General features: G+C 66.2%; 18 protein-coding genes. 12 read left to right on the forward strand and 6 right to left on the reverse strand.

What is annotated here, in order from left to right; genetic code table 11:
- Window positions 1–53 precede the first annotated feature (53 nt).
- The gene (locus tag ACP16H_RS08660) at window positions 54–554 is read left to right on the forward strand and encodes a transglycosylase SLT domain-containing protein (protein WP_425071883.1); all 501 of its coding nucleotides are present in this window, start codon (window positions 54–56) and stop codon (window positions 552–554) included.
- 237 nt (window positions 555–791) lie between these two features.
- Window positions 792–1457 carry a class I SAM-dependent DNA methyltransferase gene (locus tag ACP16H_RS08665; RefSeq protein ID WP_425071884.1) on the forward strand — a complete coding sequence of 222 codons (666 nt, stop codon included), beginning with the start codon at window positions 792–794 and terminating at the stop codon, window positions 1455–1457.
- Here ACP16H_RS08665 and ACP16H_RS08670 read toward each other — a convergent pair.
- Both ACP16H_RS08670 and ACP16H_RS08675 read right to left on the reverse strand, forming a co-directional pair.
- Window positions 1445–2200, reverse strand: a complete 756-nt coding sequence (locus ACP16H_RS08670; protein ID WP_425071885.1) for a class II aldolase and adducin N-terminal domain-containing protein — start codon at window positions 2198–2200, stop codon at window positions 1445–1447. The two genes, ACP16H_RS08665 and ACP16H_RS08670, sit on opposite strands and share 13 nt — an antisense overlap.
- 48 nt (window positions 2201–2248) lie before the next feature.
- Window positions 2249–3205 (reverse strand): DNA topoisomerase IB, encoded by a 957-nt coding sequence (locus ACP16H_RS08675; protein ID WP_425071886.1) that lies wholly within the window; start codon window positions 3203–3205, stop codon window positions 2249–2251.
- Window positions 3206–3322: 117 nt separating this feature from the next.
- Between ACP16H_RS08675 and ACP16H_RS08680 the strand changes: the two genes are divergently transcribed.
- Window positions 3323–4807: an AMP nucleosidase gene (locus ACP16H_RS08680; RefSeq protein ID WP_425071887.1), complete on the forward strand. Its 1485-nt coding sequence runs from the start codon at window positions 3323–3325 to the stop codon at window positions 4805–4807.
- A gap of 167 nt (window positions 4808–4974) precedes the next feature.
- Entirely contained in the window at window positions 4975–5262 is a 288-nt protein-coding gene (locus ACP16H_RS08685; RefSeq protein ID WP_425071888.1) for an HU family DNA-binding protein, read from the forward strand.
- Window positions 5263–5369: 107 nt separating this feature from the next.
- Here the strand turns inward: ACP16H_RS08685 and ACP16H_RS08690 are convergent, their stop codons facing one another.
- The 3 genes from ACP16H_RS08690 to ACP16H_RS08700 form a co-directional block, all read right to left on the reverse strand.
- Window positions 5370–5960, reverse strand: a complete 591-nt coding sequence (locus ACP16H_RS08690; protein WP_425071889.1) for an ImmA/IrrE family metallo-endopeptidase — start codon at window positions 5958–5960, stop codon at window positions 5370–5372.
- 141 nt (window positions 5961–6101) lie between these two features.
- Entirely contained in the window at window positions 6102–6788 is a 687-nt protein-coding gene (locus ACP16H_RS08695; protein WP_425071890.1) for a GNAT family N-acetyltransferase, read from the reverse strand.
- Between the two features lie 17 nt (window positions 6789–6805).
- Window positions 6806–8197, reverse strand: coding sequence for an aspartate aminotransferase family protein (locus ACP16H_RS08700; protein WP_425071891.1), 1392 nt, complete (start codon window positions 8195–8197; stop codon window positions 6806–6808).
- Window positions 8198–8489: 292 nt separating this feature from the next.
- On the opposite strand from ACP16H_RS08700, the gene ACP16H_RS08705 reads away from it, so the two are divergent.
- The 4 genes from ACP16H_RS08705 (at window position 8490) to ACP16H_RS08720 (ending at window position 13330) form a co-directional block, all read left to right on the forward strand.
- The gene (locus ACP16H_RS08705) at window positions 8490–9476 is read left to right on the forward strand and encodes an ABC transporter substrate-binding protein (RefSeq protein WP_425071892.1); all 987 of its coding nucleotides are present in this window, start codon (window positions 8490–8492) and stop codon (window positions 9474–9476) included.
- 110 nt (window positions 9477–9586) lie between these two features.
- A complete protein-coding gene (locus ACP16H_RS08710) occupies window positions 9587–10393 on the forward strand; it encodes a taurine ABC transporter ATP-binding protein (protein WP_425071893.1) in 807 nt (268 codons plus the stop codon).
- Window positions 10394–10396: 3 nt separating this feature from the next.
- Entirely contained in the window at window positions 10397–11656 is a 1260-nt protein-coding gene (locus tag ACP16H_RS08715) for an ABC transporter permease (RefSeq protein ID WP_425071894.1), read from the forward strand.
- A gap of 126 nt (window positions 11657–11782) precedes the next feature.
- On the forward strand, window positions 11783–13330 hold the full coding sequence (locus tag ACP16H_RS08720) for an alkaline phosphatase D family protein (protein WP_425071895.1): 1548 nt from the start codon (window positions 11783–11785) through the stop codon (window positions 13328–13330).
- A gap of 288 nt (window positions 13331–13618) precedes the next feature.
- Here ACP16H_RS08720 and ACP16H_RS08725 read toward each other — a convergent pair whose 3' ends face one another.
- Complete coding sequence (locus tag ACP16H_RS08725; protein WP_425071896.1) at window positions 13619–14698, reverse strand: zinc-ribbon domain-containing protein; 1080 nt, start codon at window positions 14696–14698, stop codon at window positions 13619–13621.
- Window positions 14699–14861: 163 nt separating this feature from the next.
- Between ACP16H_RS08725 and ACP16H_RS08730 the strand changes: the two genes are divergently transcribed.
- From ACP16H_RS08730 to ACP16H_RS08745, 4 genes are read left to right on the forward strand one after another with little or no spacing between them, the layout of a single operon-like run.
- Window positions 14862–15539 carry a cell division ATP-binding protein FtsE gene (locus ACP16H_RS08730; RefSeq protein ID WP_425071897.1) on the forward strand — a complete coding sequence of 226 codons (678 nt, stop codon included), beginning with the start codon at window positions 14862–14864 and terminating at the stop codon, window positions 15537–15539.
- Complete coding sequence (locus ACP16H_RS08735) at window positions 15536–16441, forward strand: cell division protein FtsX (RefSeq protein ID WP_425071898.1); 906 nt, start codon at window positions 15536–15538, stop codon at window positions 16439–16441. Before ACP16H_RS08730 ends, ACP16H_RS08735 begins: the two co-directional genes overlap by 4 nt.
- Window positions 16438–17208 (forward strand): lysophospholipid acyltransferase family protein, encoded by a 771-nt coding sequence (locus ACP16H_RS08740; RefSeq protein WP_425071899.1) that lies wholly within the window; start codon window positions 16438–16440, stop codon window positions 17206–17208. Before ACP16H_RS08735 ends, ACP16H_RS08740 begins: the two co-directional genes overlap by 4 nt.
- Entirely contained in the window at window positions 17177–17779 is a 603-nt protein-coding gene (locus ACP16H_RS08745; RefSeq protein ID WP_425071900.1) for an MSMEG_1061 family FMN-dependent PPOX-type flavoprotein, read from the forward strand. The genes ACP16H_RS08740 and ACP16H_RS08745 overlap by 32 nt, the downstream gene beginning before the upstream one ends.
- Window positions 17780–17787 lie beyond the last annotated feature (8 nt).

The following is a 17787-nucleotide window of genomic DNA, read 5'->3' on the forward strand; positions in this document are numbered from 1 at the left end:
TCGTGGTTTCCAGAGTATCAAGCCGGTCGTGAGAAATGTTGCATGAGGGAAACATGCTGCGAGTGACGGGACGGGTGGGCGCGGTGGCCCTTGGGGTGGCGCTGGCCACGATGCTGGCGGGCTGCGCCACGAAACCGGTTTCAGAGACCGTGGTGGAACAGGCGGTGCCCGACGCGCTGCCGCTGTTCCCCAACGAGACGCCGGAGCTCAGGGCTGCCATCAACCACTGGTCCGACCACTACGAACTGCCCCGTGGCCTTGTCCACCGCCTCGCGATCCGCGAAAGCACCCACAACCCCGCCGCCCGCAACGGGCCGTACTGGGGTCTGTTCCAGATCCTGCCGGAGACGGCGCGCGGCATGGGATTCAAGGGCACGAACCAGGAGTTGCTGGATGCGAACATCAACCTGAAATACGCGCTGAAGTACCTCAAGGGCGCCTATATCGTCTCGGACGGCGATTGGGACGACGCCATCAAGTGGTACGCGCGCGGCTATTACTACGAGGCCAAGCGCAAGGGCCTGCTGGTCGAGACCGGCCTGCGCAAGGGCTGAGCGGCGTCGTGTGGCCGCGGGGTAGGGGGCTGCCCCCGTCTGCGCCTTGCTGGGGCTCTGCCCCGTTCGGCCCTTGGAAGGTCCCCCGGACCTTTCACCGCGCTCGCGCGGACCGGGGCAGGTGGGGGCTCCGCCCCGTTCGGCCCTTGAAGGGTCCCCCGGACCCTTCACCGCGCAAGCGCGGACCGGGCCTCACCCCCCGAGGTATTTGGAAAACCAAAGAAGCAGGGGCGGGGCTTGCCTGAACGCTGGTTCGCGGGCAGGCTGGCGGGCATGGCACAGGATCTGGATGCGGCCTACGGGCTGGAGACCCCCGACGATAATTTGCGGCTCTACCGCGACTGGGCAGAGACCTATGACACGTCCTTTGCGCGCGACATGGATTACGTCCTGCCGCTGCGCGTGGCCGAATTGTTTCGCGCGCTGGGTGGCACCGGGCCGGTGCTGGACATGGGAGCGGGGACGGGCCTGTGTGGCGAGGCGCTCGTCGCGCTGGGTCTGGGGCCAGTCGAGGCCACCGATCTGTCTCAGGAAATGTTGGACGTGTCGGCGCGCAAGGGCGTTTACGCGCGGCTGTTCACGGGCAACCTGGTGGAACGTCTGCCGGTGGAGAATGGCGCGTACAGTGGCGTGACCTGTTCCGGCACCTTCACCCATGGCCATGTCGGGCCGGAGGCCTTGCCCGAGGTGCTGCGCGTGCTGGCCCCCGGCGGGCTGGCGGTGATCTCGGTCAATGCCGAGCACTGGCACGCCAAAGGGTATGCGTTGGCGGTCGATGCGTTGGAGGTGTCCGAGATGGGCTGGCGCGAGGTGCGCATCTACGGCCAAGACTCACAAGGCGGCCATGCCGGGGACATGAGCCGCCTTCTGTGGTTGCGCAAGCGCGGGTCTCAGGTCGCGTAATTCGAGCCTTCCTCGTCGAGGATGGCCTTGAGTTCCGCGAGGTGGCGGATGTCCTGCTCGGGGTAGTCCTCGATCTCCGAGGCGGTCTTTTCCGCCACTTCGTCCGACAGCACGTGCAGCTCGCGCCCCGTTTGCAGAGCCATGATGTAGGTCTGCGCCGCGCGCTCGAAATAATACAGCCGGTTGAAGGTCTCGGCCACGGTATTGCCGATGACCATGACGCCGTGGTTGCCCATGATGAGCGTCTTGACCTTCGGGTCGGACAGCAGCTGGGCGCAGCGTTCGCCCTCTTCCTCGAAGGCCAGACCGCCGTAATTGTCGTCGATGGCGATGCGGTTGAAGAAGGTGGCGCAGTTCTGGTCGATCGGCGGCAGGCGCTTGTCCTTCAGGCTCGCCAGCACCGTGGCATAGGCGGAATGCACATGCATGGCGCAGCGCGCGTGCGGGCAGTGGCGGTGCAGCCCGCCGTGCAGTCCCCAGGCCGTGGGATCTGGCGCGCCGGGGCGGTTCAGCGTCTCGGGGTCGTTGGCGTCGATCACCAGCAGGTCGGATGCCTTGATGCGCTGGAAATGCACCTGGTTGGGGTTCATCAGGAACTTCGTGCCCTCGTCGTTGATGGCGAGGCTGAAGTGGTTCGCCACCGCCTCGTGCATGTTCAGCCGGACGGTCCAGCGAAAGGCGGCGGCGAGGTCGACGCGCTCTTGCCAGTGATCGAGGTTCGCGCGGGTGCTGGGTGCGTTCATGGGGGGCCTCCTTTGGTTGCGCTATCGAACGCGCCACGCCGGGGGATGTCAACGCAACAGGTGCAGCAGTTGCGCCTCCGCCCGCCGCAGACCGCGCACCGAGGGCGCATCGGCCAATGCGACAGGCGTCAGGGCCAGCGCGATGACCTGCGGGTGGATGTAGGAATTGCGCGCGATGGTCGGCGTGTTGTGCAGCCGCTCCGACGCGGCTTCGGCCATGCCCTTGATCGTCGGTTTCTCCGCGCGCAGGGCTGCCTCCAGCGCCGCGACCGACCCGTTCCACGTGCGGAAGGTCTTGGCCGTCACGCCGTCGCCCGCAGAGTCCGCCAGCCAGGCGTTTACCTCGTCCGAGGTCACGGCGCGCGGGGTGTCGCCGTCCAGCCAGCTCACCAGCTGCGGCCCCGGCAGATCGCCCAACCTCGTCAGCACCCGGTTCAGAGTGGCGTCCCCCAGCTCCTTGCGGATCAGCTTGTTGCCCTTGCCGCGAAAGGTCAGCCGCAAGGCATCCCCGTCCAGCCGCAGGTGCCGCCGCCGCAGGGTCGTAGCGCCGAAGGTCTTGTTCTCGCGCGCGTAATCCGCGTGACCCACGCGCAGGGACGCCCGGTCCAGCAGCGCGAGGATCGCCGCCACCGCGAAATCATGGTCGCCTGCCTCGGACTGTCGCAGGACCGACCGGATGCGCCGCCGCAATCCCGGCAAGCAGTCCCCGAAGGCCGCCAGTTGGTCATACTTTTGCGCATCGCGCCACGCCCGCCAGTCCGGGTGATAGCGGTACTGCTTGCGTTCCCGCGCATCGCGGCCCGTCGCCTGCAAGTGCCCCTTCGGCAGGGGGCAGATCCACACGTCCTCGTAGGCAGGCGGCACGGCCAGCGCCTCGATCCGCCGTCGTTCCTTGGCCGCGTCGATCCGCGTGCCATCCGGCGCGATGTAGGAAAAGCCGCGCCCGCGCCGTTCCCGCCGGATGCCGGGGCGCGAGTCGGGGTAATATGTCAACGAGGGGCTCATATGCGCCAAACCCCGCAAGGGGCCATGCGGTTCCCGCGCGTCGTGTCCCCGCGTTGCGGTTGCACAGCCTGCGACAAGCTGTCAACGTCAGCGGCAAAACAAGAGAAAGATCAGACCATGCAGGACACCGTCGAACAGCTGGACCTCGAGACCCCCGCCGCCCCCGAGCCGGAGCTTTTCGACGACCCCCGTGCGGCAGTTGACCGGCTGTGCGAGCTGTATGAACAGGCGGCGACCTTCCTGCGCGACCGCTTCCTGCAAGCCATGAACGAAGGCCACCCGGGCAAGCGCCTGCGCGCCTACTACCCCGAGGTGCGGTTCTCGGTGGCAAGTTTCGCCAAGACCGACTCGCGGCTCTCCTTCGGCCATGTCACCGGGCCGGGCACCTATGCCACCACCGTCACGCGCCCGCGCATGTTCCGCCACTACCTGCGCCAGCAGATCGGCCTTTTGCTGTCAAACCATGGCGGGCGGGTGCAGATCGGCCTGTCCTCGACGCCCATGCCGGTGCATTTCGCCGTGGCGAACTTCCCCGACGTGACCGTCCCGCAGGAGGGCGCGGCCGATTTCGTCCTGCGGGACGTGTTCGACGTGCCGGACCTTGGCACCACCAACGATGACATCGTCAACGGCGTGGTGGTGACGCTGCCCGGCGACCCGGTGCCGCTTGCGCCCTTCACGGCGCAGCGGGTGGATTACTCGCTGGCGCGGCTGGCGCATTATACTGCCACCGACCCCGAGCACTTCCAGAACCACGTCCTGTTTACCAACTACCAGTTCTACGTGTCCGAGTTCGAGGCCTACGCGCGCGAGGCGCTGGGCGATCCCGACAGTGGCTACACCGGCTTCGTGTCTACCGGCAATGTCGAGATCACCACCCCCGACGGCGACCTCGGCCAGCCCGCGCGGCTGCCGCAGATGCCGACCTACCACCTGAAACGCGCCGATGGCTCGGGCATCACGCTGGTCAACATCGGCGTCGGACCGTCCAACGCCAAGACCGCCACCGACCACATCGCCGTGCTGCGCCCGCACGCCTGGCTGATGGTCGGGCACTGCGCGGGGCTGCGCAATTCGCAATCTCTGGGCGACTTCGTGCTGGCCCACGCCTACCTGCGCGAGGACAAGGTGCTGGACGACGACCTGCCGGTCTGGGTGCCGATCCCGGCGCTGGCGGAAATCCAGATCGCGTTGGAGCGTGCCGTGGCGCATGAAACCCAGCTGGACGGCTACGACCTGAAACGCATCATGCGCACCGGCACCGTGGCCACGGTGGACAACCGCAACTGGGAGTTGCGCGATACCTCCGGCCCCGTGCAGCGCCTGTCGCAGTCGCGCGCCGTGGCGCTGGACATGGAATCCGCGACCATCGCGGCGAACGGCTTTCGCTTCCGGGTGCCTTACGGCACGCTGCTTTGTGTCTCGGACAAGCCGCTGCATGGCGAGCTGAAGCTGCCCGGCATGGCCTCGGACTTCTACAAGACGCAGGTCTCGCGGCATTTGAGAATCGGGATTCGCGCCATGGAATCACTGCGCGACATGCCGCTGGAACGCATCCACAGCCGCAAATTGCGGTCGTTCGAGGAAACCGCGTTCCTTTGACGCGGGGGAAACCGCTACAAAATGCACAATATCCGGCGCTAGGAACCCACGAATTATTGTGTTCGGCGTCCATATCCGGTTTTAATGCGCGCCATAGGCCCAAGGGAAATGGGCGGTGAACAGGCGCTAAAGCATAGAGCAGATGCGCGCGTAAAGGAGACCATGAAATGGCGAAGCCGATGACCAAGACTCAGCTGGTGGCAGCACTGGCCGAGAAGATGGATGCCGACAAGAAGACCGCAGGCGCGGCTCTGGACGCACTGACCGATCTGATCACCGCCGAAGTGTCCGGTGGTGGCGCCGTGACCCTGCCGGGCGTTGGCAAGATCTACTGCCGCGAGCGCCCCGAGCGCATGGTGCGCAACCCCGCCACCGGCGAGCAGTTCAAGAAAGAGGCCGACAAGCAGGTCAAGATGACCATCGCGAAGGCCCTGAAGGACAGCGTCAACGCGTAAGGCGTGTATCGGGGGAGTGTCCCCGAACCTCGCGCAGGGTGCCACGGCACTGCGCCGAAATGAATTGAGGGGTCGCCAGAGGCGGCCCTTTTTCGTTGGAACTGCCGTCAATAGCCGCCGATTGCGGGCCGTTCCTTCCACTCGTACTTGTCGCCGCCACCGTCCGGCTGCGTCAGGTCCAGCATCGAGGCGCGCTCATAGACCACCTGCGTCGGCACGTTCAGAACGTCCGCAACGGCGCCGCCGCGACCCTCGTACCAGAGGTTCTTGAAATCATCCGCTGGCAACAGGAGCGCGTAGGCAAAGCGGCGTGCTTCCTTTTGCGCGGCCATGTCGGTGGGGCGATGCAGGGCCTGAATGCCGCATCCGGGGTGTTTTTCGCGCGTGACAGGCACGTGCATGATCCAATGGCCGATCCCGATGGCGGCGGCGATGCGGTCATGTTTCGGCCGTCCGTTCTTTGGCAGCCAGATCACCGCACGTTTTTCCAGAGGGACATCCAGCATCATTTCGTGTGGGGGGGTGGAATACTCGATATCCACATTCAGGGCGCGGCAAAGCCCGTCCAGCGGACCCTGCCGCAGGCAGACCCCGGGATTGTTCGCAAGCAGATCGGCGATGGTGGAGTCGATCTCATCCTGCGTCACTTTGGCGGCGACGGGTTCCACATATGGGTAACTGGGGTAACGGGCTGGCATACGAGGACCCTCCGGGCTGATCACGGTTCGCGGTGAATTGCCCGGATTTGTGGCACGCAAGAGGTTGACCGATCCTGAACGACTTGCGCCAACGCGACGCGAAATACCTTCAATCCGCCGGAAACGGTGCGTTTGCGCGGCTCAGAGGTCGTTGAGCCGCGCCTTTTGCCGTCCGTCCGCGTCGAAATTCGCCGGGTCAAGCCAGCGCTCGAACCGGGCGCGCAACGCGGGCCACTCGCCGTCGATGACCGAGAACCACGCCGTGTCCCGGTTGCGTCCCTTGTAGACCAGCGCCTGCCGGAAAATCCCCTCGAAGGTGAAGCCCAGACGCAGCGCCGCGCTGCGCGAGGGCGCATTCAGCGCGTCGCATTTCCACTCGTAGCGGCGATAGCCCAGGTCGTCGAAGACGTGCCGCATCAACAGGTACTGCGCTTCGGTCGCGGCAACGGTGCCTTGCAGCGCGGGCGACAGGTGGATGAACCCCACCTCGATCGAGGCCGCGCCAGGGTTGATCCGCAACAGCGACAGGAAGCCCACCGCGCGGCCTTCCACCAGTGCCGTGTAGAACAGCGGGTCGCGGCTGGGCACGAAAGCCGCCACACGCGCCCGCGCGTCGTTCAGGTCCGCGAAGGGCTGTTCATCCCCGAGGTAGGTCCACCCCGCCGGATCGTCGAAAACCTCGTAAAAATCCTCGGCATGATCCTCGGCCATGGGGACGAGGGTCACGTGGCGACCGTTCAGCACCGCATGCGTCGGGAAGGGGCGGGGCAGGGGCAGGTCGACGGGCAACCCGATGGGCTGCCCGAAGTCGTTCACACGATAGTCCATGAGTACTCCGGTATCACTCAGCCAAAGACGCGGCCCAATGCCCCGTCCACGGCCGAGACGATCTGGTCGATATCGTCCTTCGTGGCAATCAACGCAGGCGAGAAACAGAGCGTGTTGTTGCGCCCCGGCACCGAGCGGTTGGTCGCGCCGATGATGACACCCTGGCCCATGCAGTCGGACACGACCGCCTGCACCTGCGCCTCGGGGGCGACCTCCTTGGTCTCGCGATCCGTCACCAGTTCCGCGCCCAGGAACAGCCCCTTGCCGCGCACGTCACCGATGATGGCGTGACGGTCCTGCAACGCGCGCAACTGGTCCATCATGTAGTCACCCATGGCCACGGTGTTGCCCAGCAGGTCCTCGTCCTCGATGATCGCCATGTTCTCGATCGCCGCCGCAGGCCCCGCCGTGCAGCCCCCGAAGGTCGAGATGTCGCGGAAATAGTTCAGCGGGTCCGACGCGTCGTCCTTGAACAGGTCGAACACCCGCTCCGACGTGACACAGCAGGCAATCGCCGCGTAGCCCGAGGCCACGCCCTTGGCCATGGTCACGAAATCCGGCTCGATGCCGTAATGCTGGTAACCGAACCACGTCCCCGTGCGGCCCACGCCGCAGACCACCTCGTCGATGTGCAGAAGGATTTCGTACTTGCGGCAGATATCCTGCACCTTTTGCCAGTAGCCCTCGGGCGCGGGGATCACGCCGCCGCCCGCCGTCACCGGTTCAAGGCACAGGCCGCCGATGGTGTCCGGCCCCTCGCGCAGGATCACCGCCTCGATCTGCTCCGCCGCCCAGAGGCCGTAGTTGTCGACCGGCGCACCGTCCTGCTCGTGCTTGCGGTATTCCAGGCAATGCGGCACGCGCACGAAATCCGGCGTGAACGGACCGTATTGCGCGTTGCGCTCGTCCTGACCGCCCGCCGACAGGCAGGCAATCGTCGTGCCGTGGTAATCGCGGTCGCGGTAGAGGATTTTGGACTTCTTGCCACCATACCGCTTGTGCGCGATCTGGCGGATCATCTTGAAGGCCTTCTCGTTCGCCTCGGACCCCGAGTTGGTGTAATAGACCCGCGTCAGCCCCGGCATCTTCTCGATCAGCTTTTCCGCGAACAGCGCGCCCGGCACGGACCCGGCCGCGCCTGCGAAATAGTTCATCCGCAGGAGCTGGTCATAGACCGCCTTGGCGATGCGCTCGCGCCCGTAGCCCACGTTCACCGTCCAGACCCCGCCGGACACGGCGTCCAGATGCTCCTTGCCCGCCTGGTTCCAGACGCGCATGCCCTTGCCCTCGATGATGATGTTCGGGTCCTTGGTCTCGAACCCCTTGTGCTGCACGAGGTGATGCCAGACATGCGCCTTGTCGGCGGCGACAACGTGGCTGAGATCGTTCTGTGAGTAGGTGCCGTCCATGGCGAAGGACTCCTTAAGGGGCTGTTTGCCTCCAGTTGGCGCGAAAATTGGGCGGCTTATAGGGCCAGTTGGTGCGCGCTTGTAGTGCCAGATTTCCGCCCTGTCATGCCACCCGATGATGATTTTACCACGAAATCCTAGGGTTGTCGCTTTCCTGCCGCCCAAGTTACCCCGACAATCCGCCGCGTTCAGCCGCATGTGCCGGAAAAATCGTTGATCCATTGCCTGTTTACTGGTCGGATCAACCATAGCGTCCGGCACGAGGCGCACCGAACACAGGGAGACTTTCGACATGAAAAAGATGCTTCTCAGCGCCGTGGCCGCCTCGGCCATGTTGGCGGGAGCCGCTCAGGCGGAGACCATCACCGTGGGCTACTTCCTCGAATGGCCGATGCCTTTTGAGTACGCCAAGGCCGAAGGCATGTATGACGAGGCCATGGGCGTGGACATCAACTGGGTCAGCTTCGACACCGGCACCGCCATGAGCGCCGCCATGGCCTCGGGCGATGTGCACCTGTCCGTGAGCCAAGGCGTGCCGCCGTTTGTGGTGGCGACCTCCGCCGGGCAGGACCTTCAGGTGCTCGACGTGGCCGTCAGCTACGCCGACAACGACAACTGCGTCGTGGCCGAAGCGCTGGAGATCGACAAAGACTCCGCCGGGGAACTCGCCGGCAAGAAGGTTGCCGTGCCGCTGGGCACCGCCGCGCATTACGGCTTCCTCAAGCAGATGGACCACTTCGGCGTCGCCCTCGACAGCCTCGAAATCGTCGACATGGCGCCGCCGGATGGCGCGGCGGCTCTGGCACAGGGCTCCGTCGACATGGCCTGCGGCTGGGGCGGCTCGCTGCGCCGCATGAAGGAGCACGGCAACGTCCTGCTGACCGGGGCGGAAAAGGAAGACCTCGGCATCCTCGTCTTCGACGTGACCTCTGGCCCGGCGGGCTGGGTGGCCGAGAACTCCGACCTCGTGGCGAAATTCCTCAAGGTGACGGCAGACGCCAACGCCATGTGGGCGGACGAGGCCAACCACGCCAAGATGCTCCCTGTCATCGCCAAGGACGCAGGCATGGACGAAGCGGCCACCGCCGAGACCATGGCCACCTTCGTCTTCCCGACGGTCGAGGACCAGCTCGGCGCGAAATGGCTGGGCGGCGGCGCGCAGGACTTCATGAAGGGCGTGGCGGACGTCTTCGTGAACGCGGGCTCCATCGACGCGGCGCTCGACAGCTATGCCGAGAACGTCAACACCGGCCCGCTGTCCGCCGCGAACGGCATGTGAACGGCAGGCATGATCTTCGACCGAAGATCATGCCCCCCCCACCGACCCGGTCGCATGGTCTTTGTCAAAGATCATGCGCCCCCACGACAACGCCCACCAAGAGGCACCCCATGAGCGGTCTCAGCATCGAAAACATCTCCATGCGCTTCGACCTGCCGAACGGGAAATCCGTTCAGGCGCTGAAAGACGTCTCGCTCCACCTCGACAAGGGCGAGTTGCTCTCGGTCCTCGGCCCCTCCGGCTGCGGCAAGACCACGCTCCTGAACATCGTCGCGGGCTTCCTCGCGCCGACCTCCGGCCAGATCACTCTGAACGGCCACCGCGTCACCGGACCGGACGCCGAACGCGGCATGGTGTTCCAGCAGGGCGCGCTCTTCGAATGGATGAGCGTGCGCGAGAACGTCTCCTTCGGTCCGCGCATGGCCGGGCAGCGCGAAAAGCAGTGGGCGGGCACCGTCGATCACCTGCTCGACGTGGTCGGCCTCAAGGATTTCCACGACAAGGCGGTTTATGAGCTGTCTGGCGGCATGCAGCAGCGCGTGGCCTTGGCCCGCTGCCTCGCCAATGATCCCGACGTCATCCTGATGGACGAACCGCTCGGCGCGCTCGACGCGCTGACCCGCGAAAAGATGCAAGGCCTCGTGCTGAAGCTCTGGAAGGAGACCGGCAAGACCATCATCCTCATCACCCACTCCGTCGAAGAGGCGCTTTTGCTGGGTGAACGCCTGCTGGTCATGGCCCCGCGCCCGGGCCGCATCCACACCGAATACCGTCTGCCGTTTGCAGACATGGGCGTGAACGCCGACCTGCGCGAGGTCAAGAAACACCCCGATTTCGGGTCGAAACGCGAGGAGATCCTCAGCATGATCTGGGACATGGAAGAGGAAATCATGGGCCGCACCGAGGCCGCGGAGTAAGCCATGATCGTCTTCCTCATCTACGCCCTCGTCTTCGTCGCCTCCTTCGCGCTGGTGAAATTCATCGTCCGCAAGACGACCACCGATTACACCTCGCTCAAGACCGTGACCTTTGGCGACGAAAGCGCGGTGAAGCCCGACCGCATCGCCAGCGTGGTTTCCGTCCTCGTCATCTTCCTGCTCTGGGGCGCCTTCACCGGCTCCGCATGGCTGCCCGGTTTCCTGCACGCGCCCGGCCCCTTCATGGGTGACGCGACCTTCACCTACACCGCCGAGGCCGATGGCGTGGCCCCCGACGACGCCACCGTCACGGTCCGTGTCTTCGAGGTCGGCACCGATGTCGACACGCCGCAGGTCGACCCGGGCGAGGGCTGGGCCAAAAACGATGCCGACACCGTGGGCGCATGGCGCTCCGGCCTGATCCGGGTGGACCGCAACGACGAGGCGACCGAGGGCCACCGCGTCACCGCCGTCAACGGCCAACCCATCGCGCCCGGCGGCTCCGTCCAGACCGAGTTCGGCCGCGTCGGCATGTCCCCAAAGGGCACGCTGAATTTCGAACCCGCCAAGGGCTGGCAGATGGAACCGATCTGGCTGCCGGCCCCCGAGGCGGTGCTGGCCCGGCTCAAGGACATCGCCTCCGAGGGCTACCGGGGCTCGACCCTCTGGGAACACCTCGGTTATTCGCTCTTCCGCGTCATCGTCGGCTTCTTCTTCGGCGCTCTGATCGGCATCCCGCTGGGCTACGCCATGGGCCTGTCCAACTGGTTCCGCGGCTGGTTCGACCCGATCGTCGAATTCATGCGCCCCGTGCCGCCCCTCGCCCTGATCCCGCTGGTCATCATCTGGGCCGGCATCGGCGAGCTGGGCAAGATCATCCTGCTGTTCCTCGCCGCGCTCTGGATCATGGCCATCGCCGCGCGGGCCGGGGTCTCGGGCGTGGCCATCTCCAAGGTCCACGCCGCCTATTCGCTGGGCGCGTCCAAGTGGCAGATCATGCGCCACGTCATTGTGCCGAACTCCCTGCCGGAGATCTTCACCGGCGCGCGTGTCGCCATGGGCGTCTGCTGGGGCACCGTGGTCGCCGCCGAACTGGTGGCGGCAGAGAAGGGCGCGGGCATGATGATCATGGTCGCCTCGAAATTCCAGCTCACCGACATCGTCATCATGGGCATCATCCTGATCGGCGTGATCGGCTTTGGCATCGACATCCTGATGCGCTGGGCGGAAAAGCTGCTGGTGCCATGGAAGGGCCGCGTCTGACCTGAGCCGGTTCTCCCGACCTGTCACGAGACCTTCACCAAACCTTCAGCCGACCATCAGACGCCCGTTACACTTCTCTCCGACCGTCGCGGCACTTCACCACACCGCGAACGACGGAGATCCCCCATGTCTCGCCTGACCTTTACGCGCCGCCGCTTCCTGGCCGCCGGTACTGCCCTCACGACCTTGGCCGCCCCGGCCATCCTGCGCGCGGCGCAGGCGCCCGTCTTTACCCATGGCGTGCAGTCCGGCGATGTCACCGGCACCTCCGGCATGATCTGGACCCGCACCGACCGCCCCGCCAAGGTCATGATGGAGGTCGCCACCACCGAAAGCTTCTCCGACGCCCGCCGCCTCGCGCCGCTTTATGCTCAGCCCGGCAATGACCTCGCCATCAAGCGCCTGGTCGACGGCCTCGCCCCCGGCCAGCAGGTGTTCTACCGCTTCAGCGCGCAGGACCTGTCCGACGTCAACGCCGTCTCCGAGCCGATCACCGGCAGCTTCCGCAGCGCCCCCGCCGCCGGTCAGCCGGTGCGCTTCGCATGGTCTGGCGACACTGCCGGCCAGGGCTGGGGCATCGACGACGAGGGCATGCTGACCTACGCCATCATGGCGCAGCACAATCCCGATTTCTTCATCCACTCCGGCGACACCATCTACGCCGACGGCCCGATGAAGGACGAGGTCACCAACGACGCGGGCGCGGTGATCTGGAAGAACACCACCCTCATCGACGAAAAGCGCAAGGTCGCCGAAACCCTCGACGAATTCCGCGGCCAGTGGAAATACAACCTGATGGACCGCCACGTGCAGGCGATGAACGCCTCCGTCCCGACCTTCTTCCAGTGGGACGACCACGAGGTCGTGAACAACTGGTCCGACAGCAAGGACCTCAGCGCCGACGATCGCTACACCGAGAAATCCGTGCATGTGCTGGCGTCCCGCGCCGCCAAGGCCTTCCACGAGATGACGCCGATCGCCTACGCCCCGACCGAGCCGGGCCGCGTCTACCGCAAGGTCTCTTACGGCCCGATGCTGGACGTCTTCTTCCTCGACCTGCGGTCTTATCGCGGCGCGAATTCCGACAACCTCCAGAGCGACCTGACCGACGCCTCCCGCATCCTGGGTCAGGACCAGCTGGCCTGGATCCAGCAGGCGCTGAAGGCATCGACAGCCACCTGGAAGGTCATCGCCTGCGACATGCCCATCGGCCTGGTGGTGCGGGACGGTGAAAAGTTCGAGGCCGTCGCCAATGCCGAGGACGGGCCTGCCAAGGGCCGCGAGTTGGAAATCGCCGATCTCCTGCGCTTCATCCGCGACAATGGCATCCGCAACACCGTCTGGTTCACCGCCGACGTGCATTACACCGCCGCGCATTACTACAACCCGGAAAAGGCCGCCTTCCAGGACTTCGAGCCCTTCTGGGAATTCGTCTCCGGCCCGCTGCACGCCGGGACCTTCGGCCCGAACGCGCTGGACATGACCTTCGGCCCCGAGGTCAGATACGTGAAGGCCCCGACCGAGGAACAGGGCGCCAACCTGCCGCCCTCCATGGGGTTGCAGTTCTTCGGCCTCGTGGACCTCGACCCCGCGACCGAGCAGATGACCGTCCGCCTCATGGACCGTGCCGACACCGAGCTGTGGAAAATCACCCTCGACCCGGTCAAGAGCTGACAGGATCAAGCAACCCGGCGGGCCAAACCAATGGGCCAAGCGAACGGGCAGGAGGGCCAAACGCCCTTCTGCTTCTTCTTGGTCCAAATATCTCCGGGGGAGCCCGGAACGGGCGGGGGCAGAGCCCCCATCCGCGCGCCGAAGGCGCTACTCAAAAGATTTGCGCGCCGAAGGCGCCCCTCGATCATATTTGCGCGCCGAAGGCCCCCCGAAAAGATTTGCGCGCCAAAGGCGCGCGGGTCGCCTCGCGTCAGCGAGGCGAAACCTCCCAGCCACCAGTTCTGCGGATCAATTGCCGGTTTCGGGTTGTACCGGGTCGGCACCTTCGGCGGGTGCCGGGTCTTCCGCCGGGGCCTCTTGTGCCGCCTCCGAACTCATGCCGTCCAGCATCTGCATCAGGGCCGTCACCTGGCCATCCAGCCAAGCACGCCCCTTGTCCACCGAGGCAACATAGCCGTCGAGTAGCGGTGCCGCCTGCGGCAACGCCTCGCTCAGCTTGCCGGCTTGGGAATATGTGCCGACGCCCAGTGCGGCGAGAACGACGACCAGCAAGAACCCCTTGCCGAAACCGCTCTTTTCCTCCGGCTGTTGCACCTGGCGGCGCTCGGCGGTGTCGATCATGCGCGGCTCGGCGGTGGAGCGCAGCGTCTGGTTGATCTCATCCACGTTGGGCAACAGGTCCCGGCGCGAGCTGGCCGCCGCCGCCGCCGCCGTCGCCTCGGAAATGGCGCGGTCGGGTTGCGTCTCCTGGGACACCGCTGTCTCTGCCTCGTTCGCGCGCGGCACGACGGGCGGAGCCGGGCGGCGCGGGGCAGGGCGTGCGGTGATCTCTGGTTCAGCGCCGCGCAGCTTGGCCATGCGCTCGCGCGCCTGTCGCGAGCGGCGGGCCTGCTCGTCTTCGTCCGGTTCGTTCAGACCCAGTTCGGGCTGGCTTTCCAAGGTGTCGGCGGCACGGCGGCGCGCTTCGTACTCGCGTTCCTCGCGGAAGATCTCGGCCACATCGGGATCGATCCCGCGCGGCTTGGCAGGCTCCTCCACGCGCGGGGTCTCGGTGACTTCGACGGTCTCGGGCATCGCGGCGGCTTCGGGCTCCGACGCTGCAGCCTCGCGCCGTTCCGTGCGCGGGATCGGCCGCTGCGCCTCGGGCAACGGGGCCTGCTGCGTGGTGTCGTCGTCCTCTGCCTCGGGCGTCCATTCGGGATCGGGCACCGGAAGATTCAGGTCTTCGGCCAGTTCGGCGTCCTGATCGGGGTGGCGCTGATACCACGTGTGCCCGCAGTTCGAACATTGCACGTCGCGGCCCCCTTCCGGGATGACCTCGGTCGGGACGTCGTATTGCGCTCCGCAATTCGGGCAAATCAACCGCATACTGCTCGGGTCCTGTCTCTCTGTCGCCCCCTCAAAAGGCGTTAGCCTCACAATAGGAGGCTTCCCGCATGGGGAAAAGTCCAATGTTCACACCACGCGCGCGTTGCACTAAAGGTCTGGCACTGGCACAACAGGGCCAACAAGAGGGTGAGGGCATCAACCCGTGATCGAGCTGGACAATGTGGCGTATTCCTACAGCGGAGAAGCGCTGCTGACTGACATGTCGCTGACGCTTGCGCCGGGGACCTTCCACTTCCTGACCGGGCCGTCCGGCTCGGGCAAGACCACCTTCCTGAAACTCTGTTACGGCGCGCTGACCGCCTCCGAGGGGCAGGTGCGGATCTTCGGCGATGACGTGGCTGCCATGGGGCGAGATCAGGTCGCCTACATGCGCCGTCGCGTCGGCGTCGTGCACCAGGATTGCCAGTTCCTCGACCACCTGCCCATTGCCGAAAACGTTGCGCTTCCGCTGACGGTCTCCGGGCAGGCCACGCCGGATCAGGCCGCCAACCTCAACGAACTCATGGGCTGGGTCGGCCTGCAAGGCAAGTTCGACGCCCTGCCACCCTCGCTGTCCGGCGGCGAGCGCCAGCGCGCGGCGCTGGCCCGTGCGCTCATCCTGTCGCCCGATGTCATCCTTGCGGACGAGCCCACCGGCAACGTCGACTGGGAGATGTCGCAACGCCTCCTGCGCCTGCTGATCGAACTCAACCGCATGGGCAAGACGGTGATGATCGCGACCCACGACCTCGGGCTGATCCGCGCCGCCAAGGCCCACGTACAGGCCCGCGTCCTGCGCATCGCCAACCGAACCCTGACAGCCGCGGGGGCCGACCTGTGAACGCCCGTATCGAAGCCCTCACCAGCCTGTTGCGCGGCGACCGTGGCGCGGACCGCGTGGTTCCGCCCTCGGGTTTTACTGTCCGCCTGACGCTGTTTACCTCCGCTGCGATGGCGTTCCTGACGATCTTTGCGCTCGCCTTGTCGCTGGCTGCTGGCAGGCTCGCAGCCAACTGGGGCGAAGAACTGGCCCGGTCGTCGACGATCCGCATCTCGGCCCCCGCCGACCAGATGGCCCAACAGGTCACCAACGTCCTCGTGGTGCTTGAACAGACCCCCGGCGTCGCCTCCTCCCGCGCGCTCAGCGCCGACGAACAGCGCGCCCTGCTGGAACCCTGGTTCGGTCCCTCGCTGCCGGTCGAGGACCTGCCTGTTCCGCAACTCATCGACGTGGTTGAGACCGCCGAGGGGTACGACGCCGATGGCCTGCGCCTGCGCCTTCAGGCCGAGGCCCCCGGCGCGGTGCTCGACGAACACACCCGCTGGCGCAAGCCACTGGTGACCGCGGCTTCGCGCCTGCGCCTGCTGGGCTGGGCGTCGATCCTGCTGATCGGCGCGGCGACCGGCGCCATGGTCACGCTCGCCGCCCATGCGGCGCTGGCCGCCAACGCGCAGGTCATCGCCGTGCTGCGGCTGGTGGGCGCGACCGACACCTATATCGCGCAGGCCTTCGTGCGGCGCTTCACCCTGCGCACCCTCGCGGGGGCCGCTGCCGGAACGCTTGCGGGCATGCTGGTCCTGCTCTTCATGCCGACCTCCGGCGATGTCGAAGGCTTGCTCACCGGGCTGCGCTTCGAGGGGTTGCAATGGCTCTGGCCGCTGCTGGTGCCGCCGCTGGCCGCCGCCGTGGCCTATGTGACAACGACTGCCGCCGCGCGGCGCGTGCTTGGAGATCTGGCATGACCCGCCCCATCGAAGCCCCCATTTCCCCCCTGCAATGGGTCCGCTCGGCGATCTTCGTCTTCCAGATGTACCTGATGATGCTCATCATGGGCATCGTCTACCTCCCTTGGGCGCTCGTCTCGCGCCACGGCGCGCGCACCACCTGCCGCCACTACTGCTACTGGGTGCGCTGGACCGCGCGCTGGATGGTCGGCCTGAGGACCGAGGTCCGCGGCCCCATCCCCACGGGCGAAGTCATCATCGCCTCGAAACACCAGTCCTTCCTCGATATCATGATGATCTTCTCCGAGATCCCGGCGGGCAAGTTCATCATGAAGCGTGAACTCATGTGGGCGCCCATCCTCGGCCTTTACGCCTGGCGCATCGGCTGCGTCCCGGTCGAACGGGGCAAGCGGGGCGCGGCGATTGCCAAGATGCTCAAGGACGTCGAGCAGGGGCAGGCCGATCCCGGCCAGCTCATCATCTACCCGCAGGGCACGCGCGTCACCCCCGGCGTGGAGAAACCCTACAAGGTCGGTGCGGCGCTTCTGTCGGAACAGACCGGCCAGACCTGCGTCCCCGCCGCCACCAACGTCGGGCTGTTCTGGCCGCGCAAGGGCACATGGCGCAAGCCGGGCCTTGCCGTCGTCGAATTTCTACCGCAGATTGAACCGGGGCTGGGTCGCGAAACCTTCATGATCCGGCTGGAATCCGAGGTCGAAGAGGCCTCCAACCGGCTGATGCGGGAGGCAGGCTTTGAACCGGATCACGAGTATCGCGGCGCTTGAGGCGCTTTACCCGTCGGACATCGTCCCGGCGGCGCTGCGCAAGGAAGCGGACCACCTGACACCGCTCTACCGGAAATGGATCGAGGCCGCGCGCTTCTGCATCCTCTCCACTGCCGGTGACCGCGTCCACGGCACCCCGCGTGGCGACGATGGCCCGGTCGTGCGGGTTCAGGACGACCACACGCTGCTGCTGCCTGACTGGAGGGGGAACTACCGGCTCGAAGCGCTGCGCGACATCGTCACAGACGGGCGCGTGGCGCTGTTGTTCATGGTGCCGGGCAACCCCACGACGATCCGTGTCAACGGTCAGGCGTTCCTGACGGACGACGCGGCGCTGCGCGCCAGCTTTGCCAAGGGCACGCGCCAGCCCGCAACCGTCATCGTCATTCAGATCGAACAGGTCTACACGCAATGCGCCAAGGCGCTGCTGCGCTCGGGCCTCTGGACCCGCGACGACCGCGCCAGCGTCCCGCGCACCGGGGACATTCTGGCCGAGGCCTCGGGCGGCATCGACGGCGGCGCGGACTACGACGAAACCTACGCCGAAAAGGCCGCGCCGCGCATGTGGTGAGGTCCCCG

This window comes from Sagittula sp. S175 (assembly GCF_049800975.1).
In the GTDB taxonomy this organism is placed as follows: Bacteria; Pseudomonadota; Alphaproteobacteria; order Rhodobacterales; family Rhodobacteraceae; genus Sagittula.

What these genes read in the sequence shown, in the direction of transcription:
- ACP16H_RS08710 (WP_425071893.1), top strand. Translation starts at nt 9,587, where the DNA reads ATGAGCGGTCTCAGCATCGAAAACATCTCCATGCGCTTCGACCTGCCG.
- ACP16H_RS08695 (WP_425071890.1), bottom strand. Translation starts at nt 6,788, where the DNA reads ATGGACTATCGTGTGAACGACTTCGGGCAGCCCATCGGGTTGCCCGTC.
- ACP16H_RS08700 (WP_425071891.1), bottom strand. Translation starts at nt 8,197, where the DNA reads ATGGACGGCACCTACTCACAGAACGATCTCAGCCACGTTGTCGCCGCC.
- ACP16H_RS08675 (WP_425071886.1), bottom strand. Translation starts at nt 3,205, where the DNA reads ATGAGCCCCTCGTTGACATATTACCCCGACTCGCGCCCCGGCATCCGG.
- ACP16H_RS08670 (WP_425071885.1), bottom strand. Translation starts at nt 2,200, where the DNA reads ATGAACGCACCCAGCACCCGCGCGAACCTCGATCACTGGCAAGAGCGC.
- ACP16H_RS08720 (WP_425071895.1), top strand. Translation starts at nt 11,783, where the DNA reads ATGTCTCGCCTGACCTTTACGCGCCGCCGCTTCCTGGCCGCCGGTACT.
- ACP16H_RS08680 (WP_425071887.1), top strand. Translation starts at nt 3,323, where the DNA reads ATGCAGGACACCGTCGAACAGCTGGACCTCGAGACCCCCGCCGCCCCC.
- ACP16H_RS08740 (WP_425071899.1), top strand. Translation starts at nt 16,438, where the DNA reads ATGACCCGCCCCATCGAAGCCCCCATTTCCCCCCTGCAATGGGTCCGC.
- ACP16H_RS08715 (WP_425071894.1), top strand. Translation starts at nt 10,397, where the DNA reads ATGATCGTCTTCCTCATCTACGCCCTCGTCTTCGTCGCCTCCTTCGCG.
- ACP16H_RS08685 (WP_425071888.1), top strand. Translation starts at nt 4,975, where the DNA reads ATGGCGAAGCCGATGACCAAGACTCAGCTGGTGGCAGCACTGGCCGAG.
- ACP16H_RS08705 (WP_425071892.1), top strand. Translation starts at nt 8,490, where the DNA reads ATGAAAAAGATGCTTCTCAGCGCCGTGGCCGCCTCGGCCATGTTGGCG.
- ACP16H_RS08690 (WP_425071889.1), bottom strand. Translation starts at nt 5,960, where the DNA reads ATGCCAGCCCGTTACCCCAGTTACCCATATGTGGAACCCGTCGCCGCC.
- ACP16H_RS08660 (WP_425071883.1), top strand. Translation starts at nt 54, where the DNA reads ATGCTGCGAGTGACGGGACGGGTGGGCGCGGTGGCCCTTGGGGTGGCG.
- ACP16H_RS08725 (WP_425071896.1), bottom strand. Translation starts at nt 14,698, where the DNA reads ATGCGGTTGATTTGCCCGAATTGCGGAGCGCAATACGACGTCCCGACC.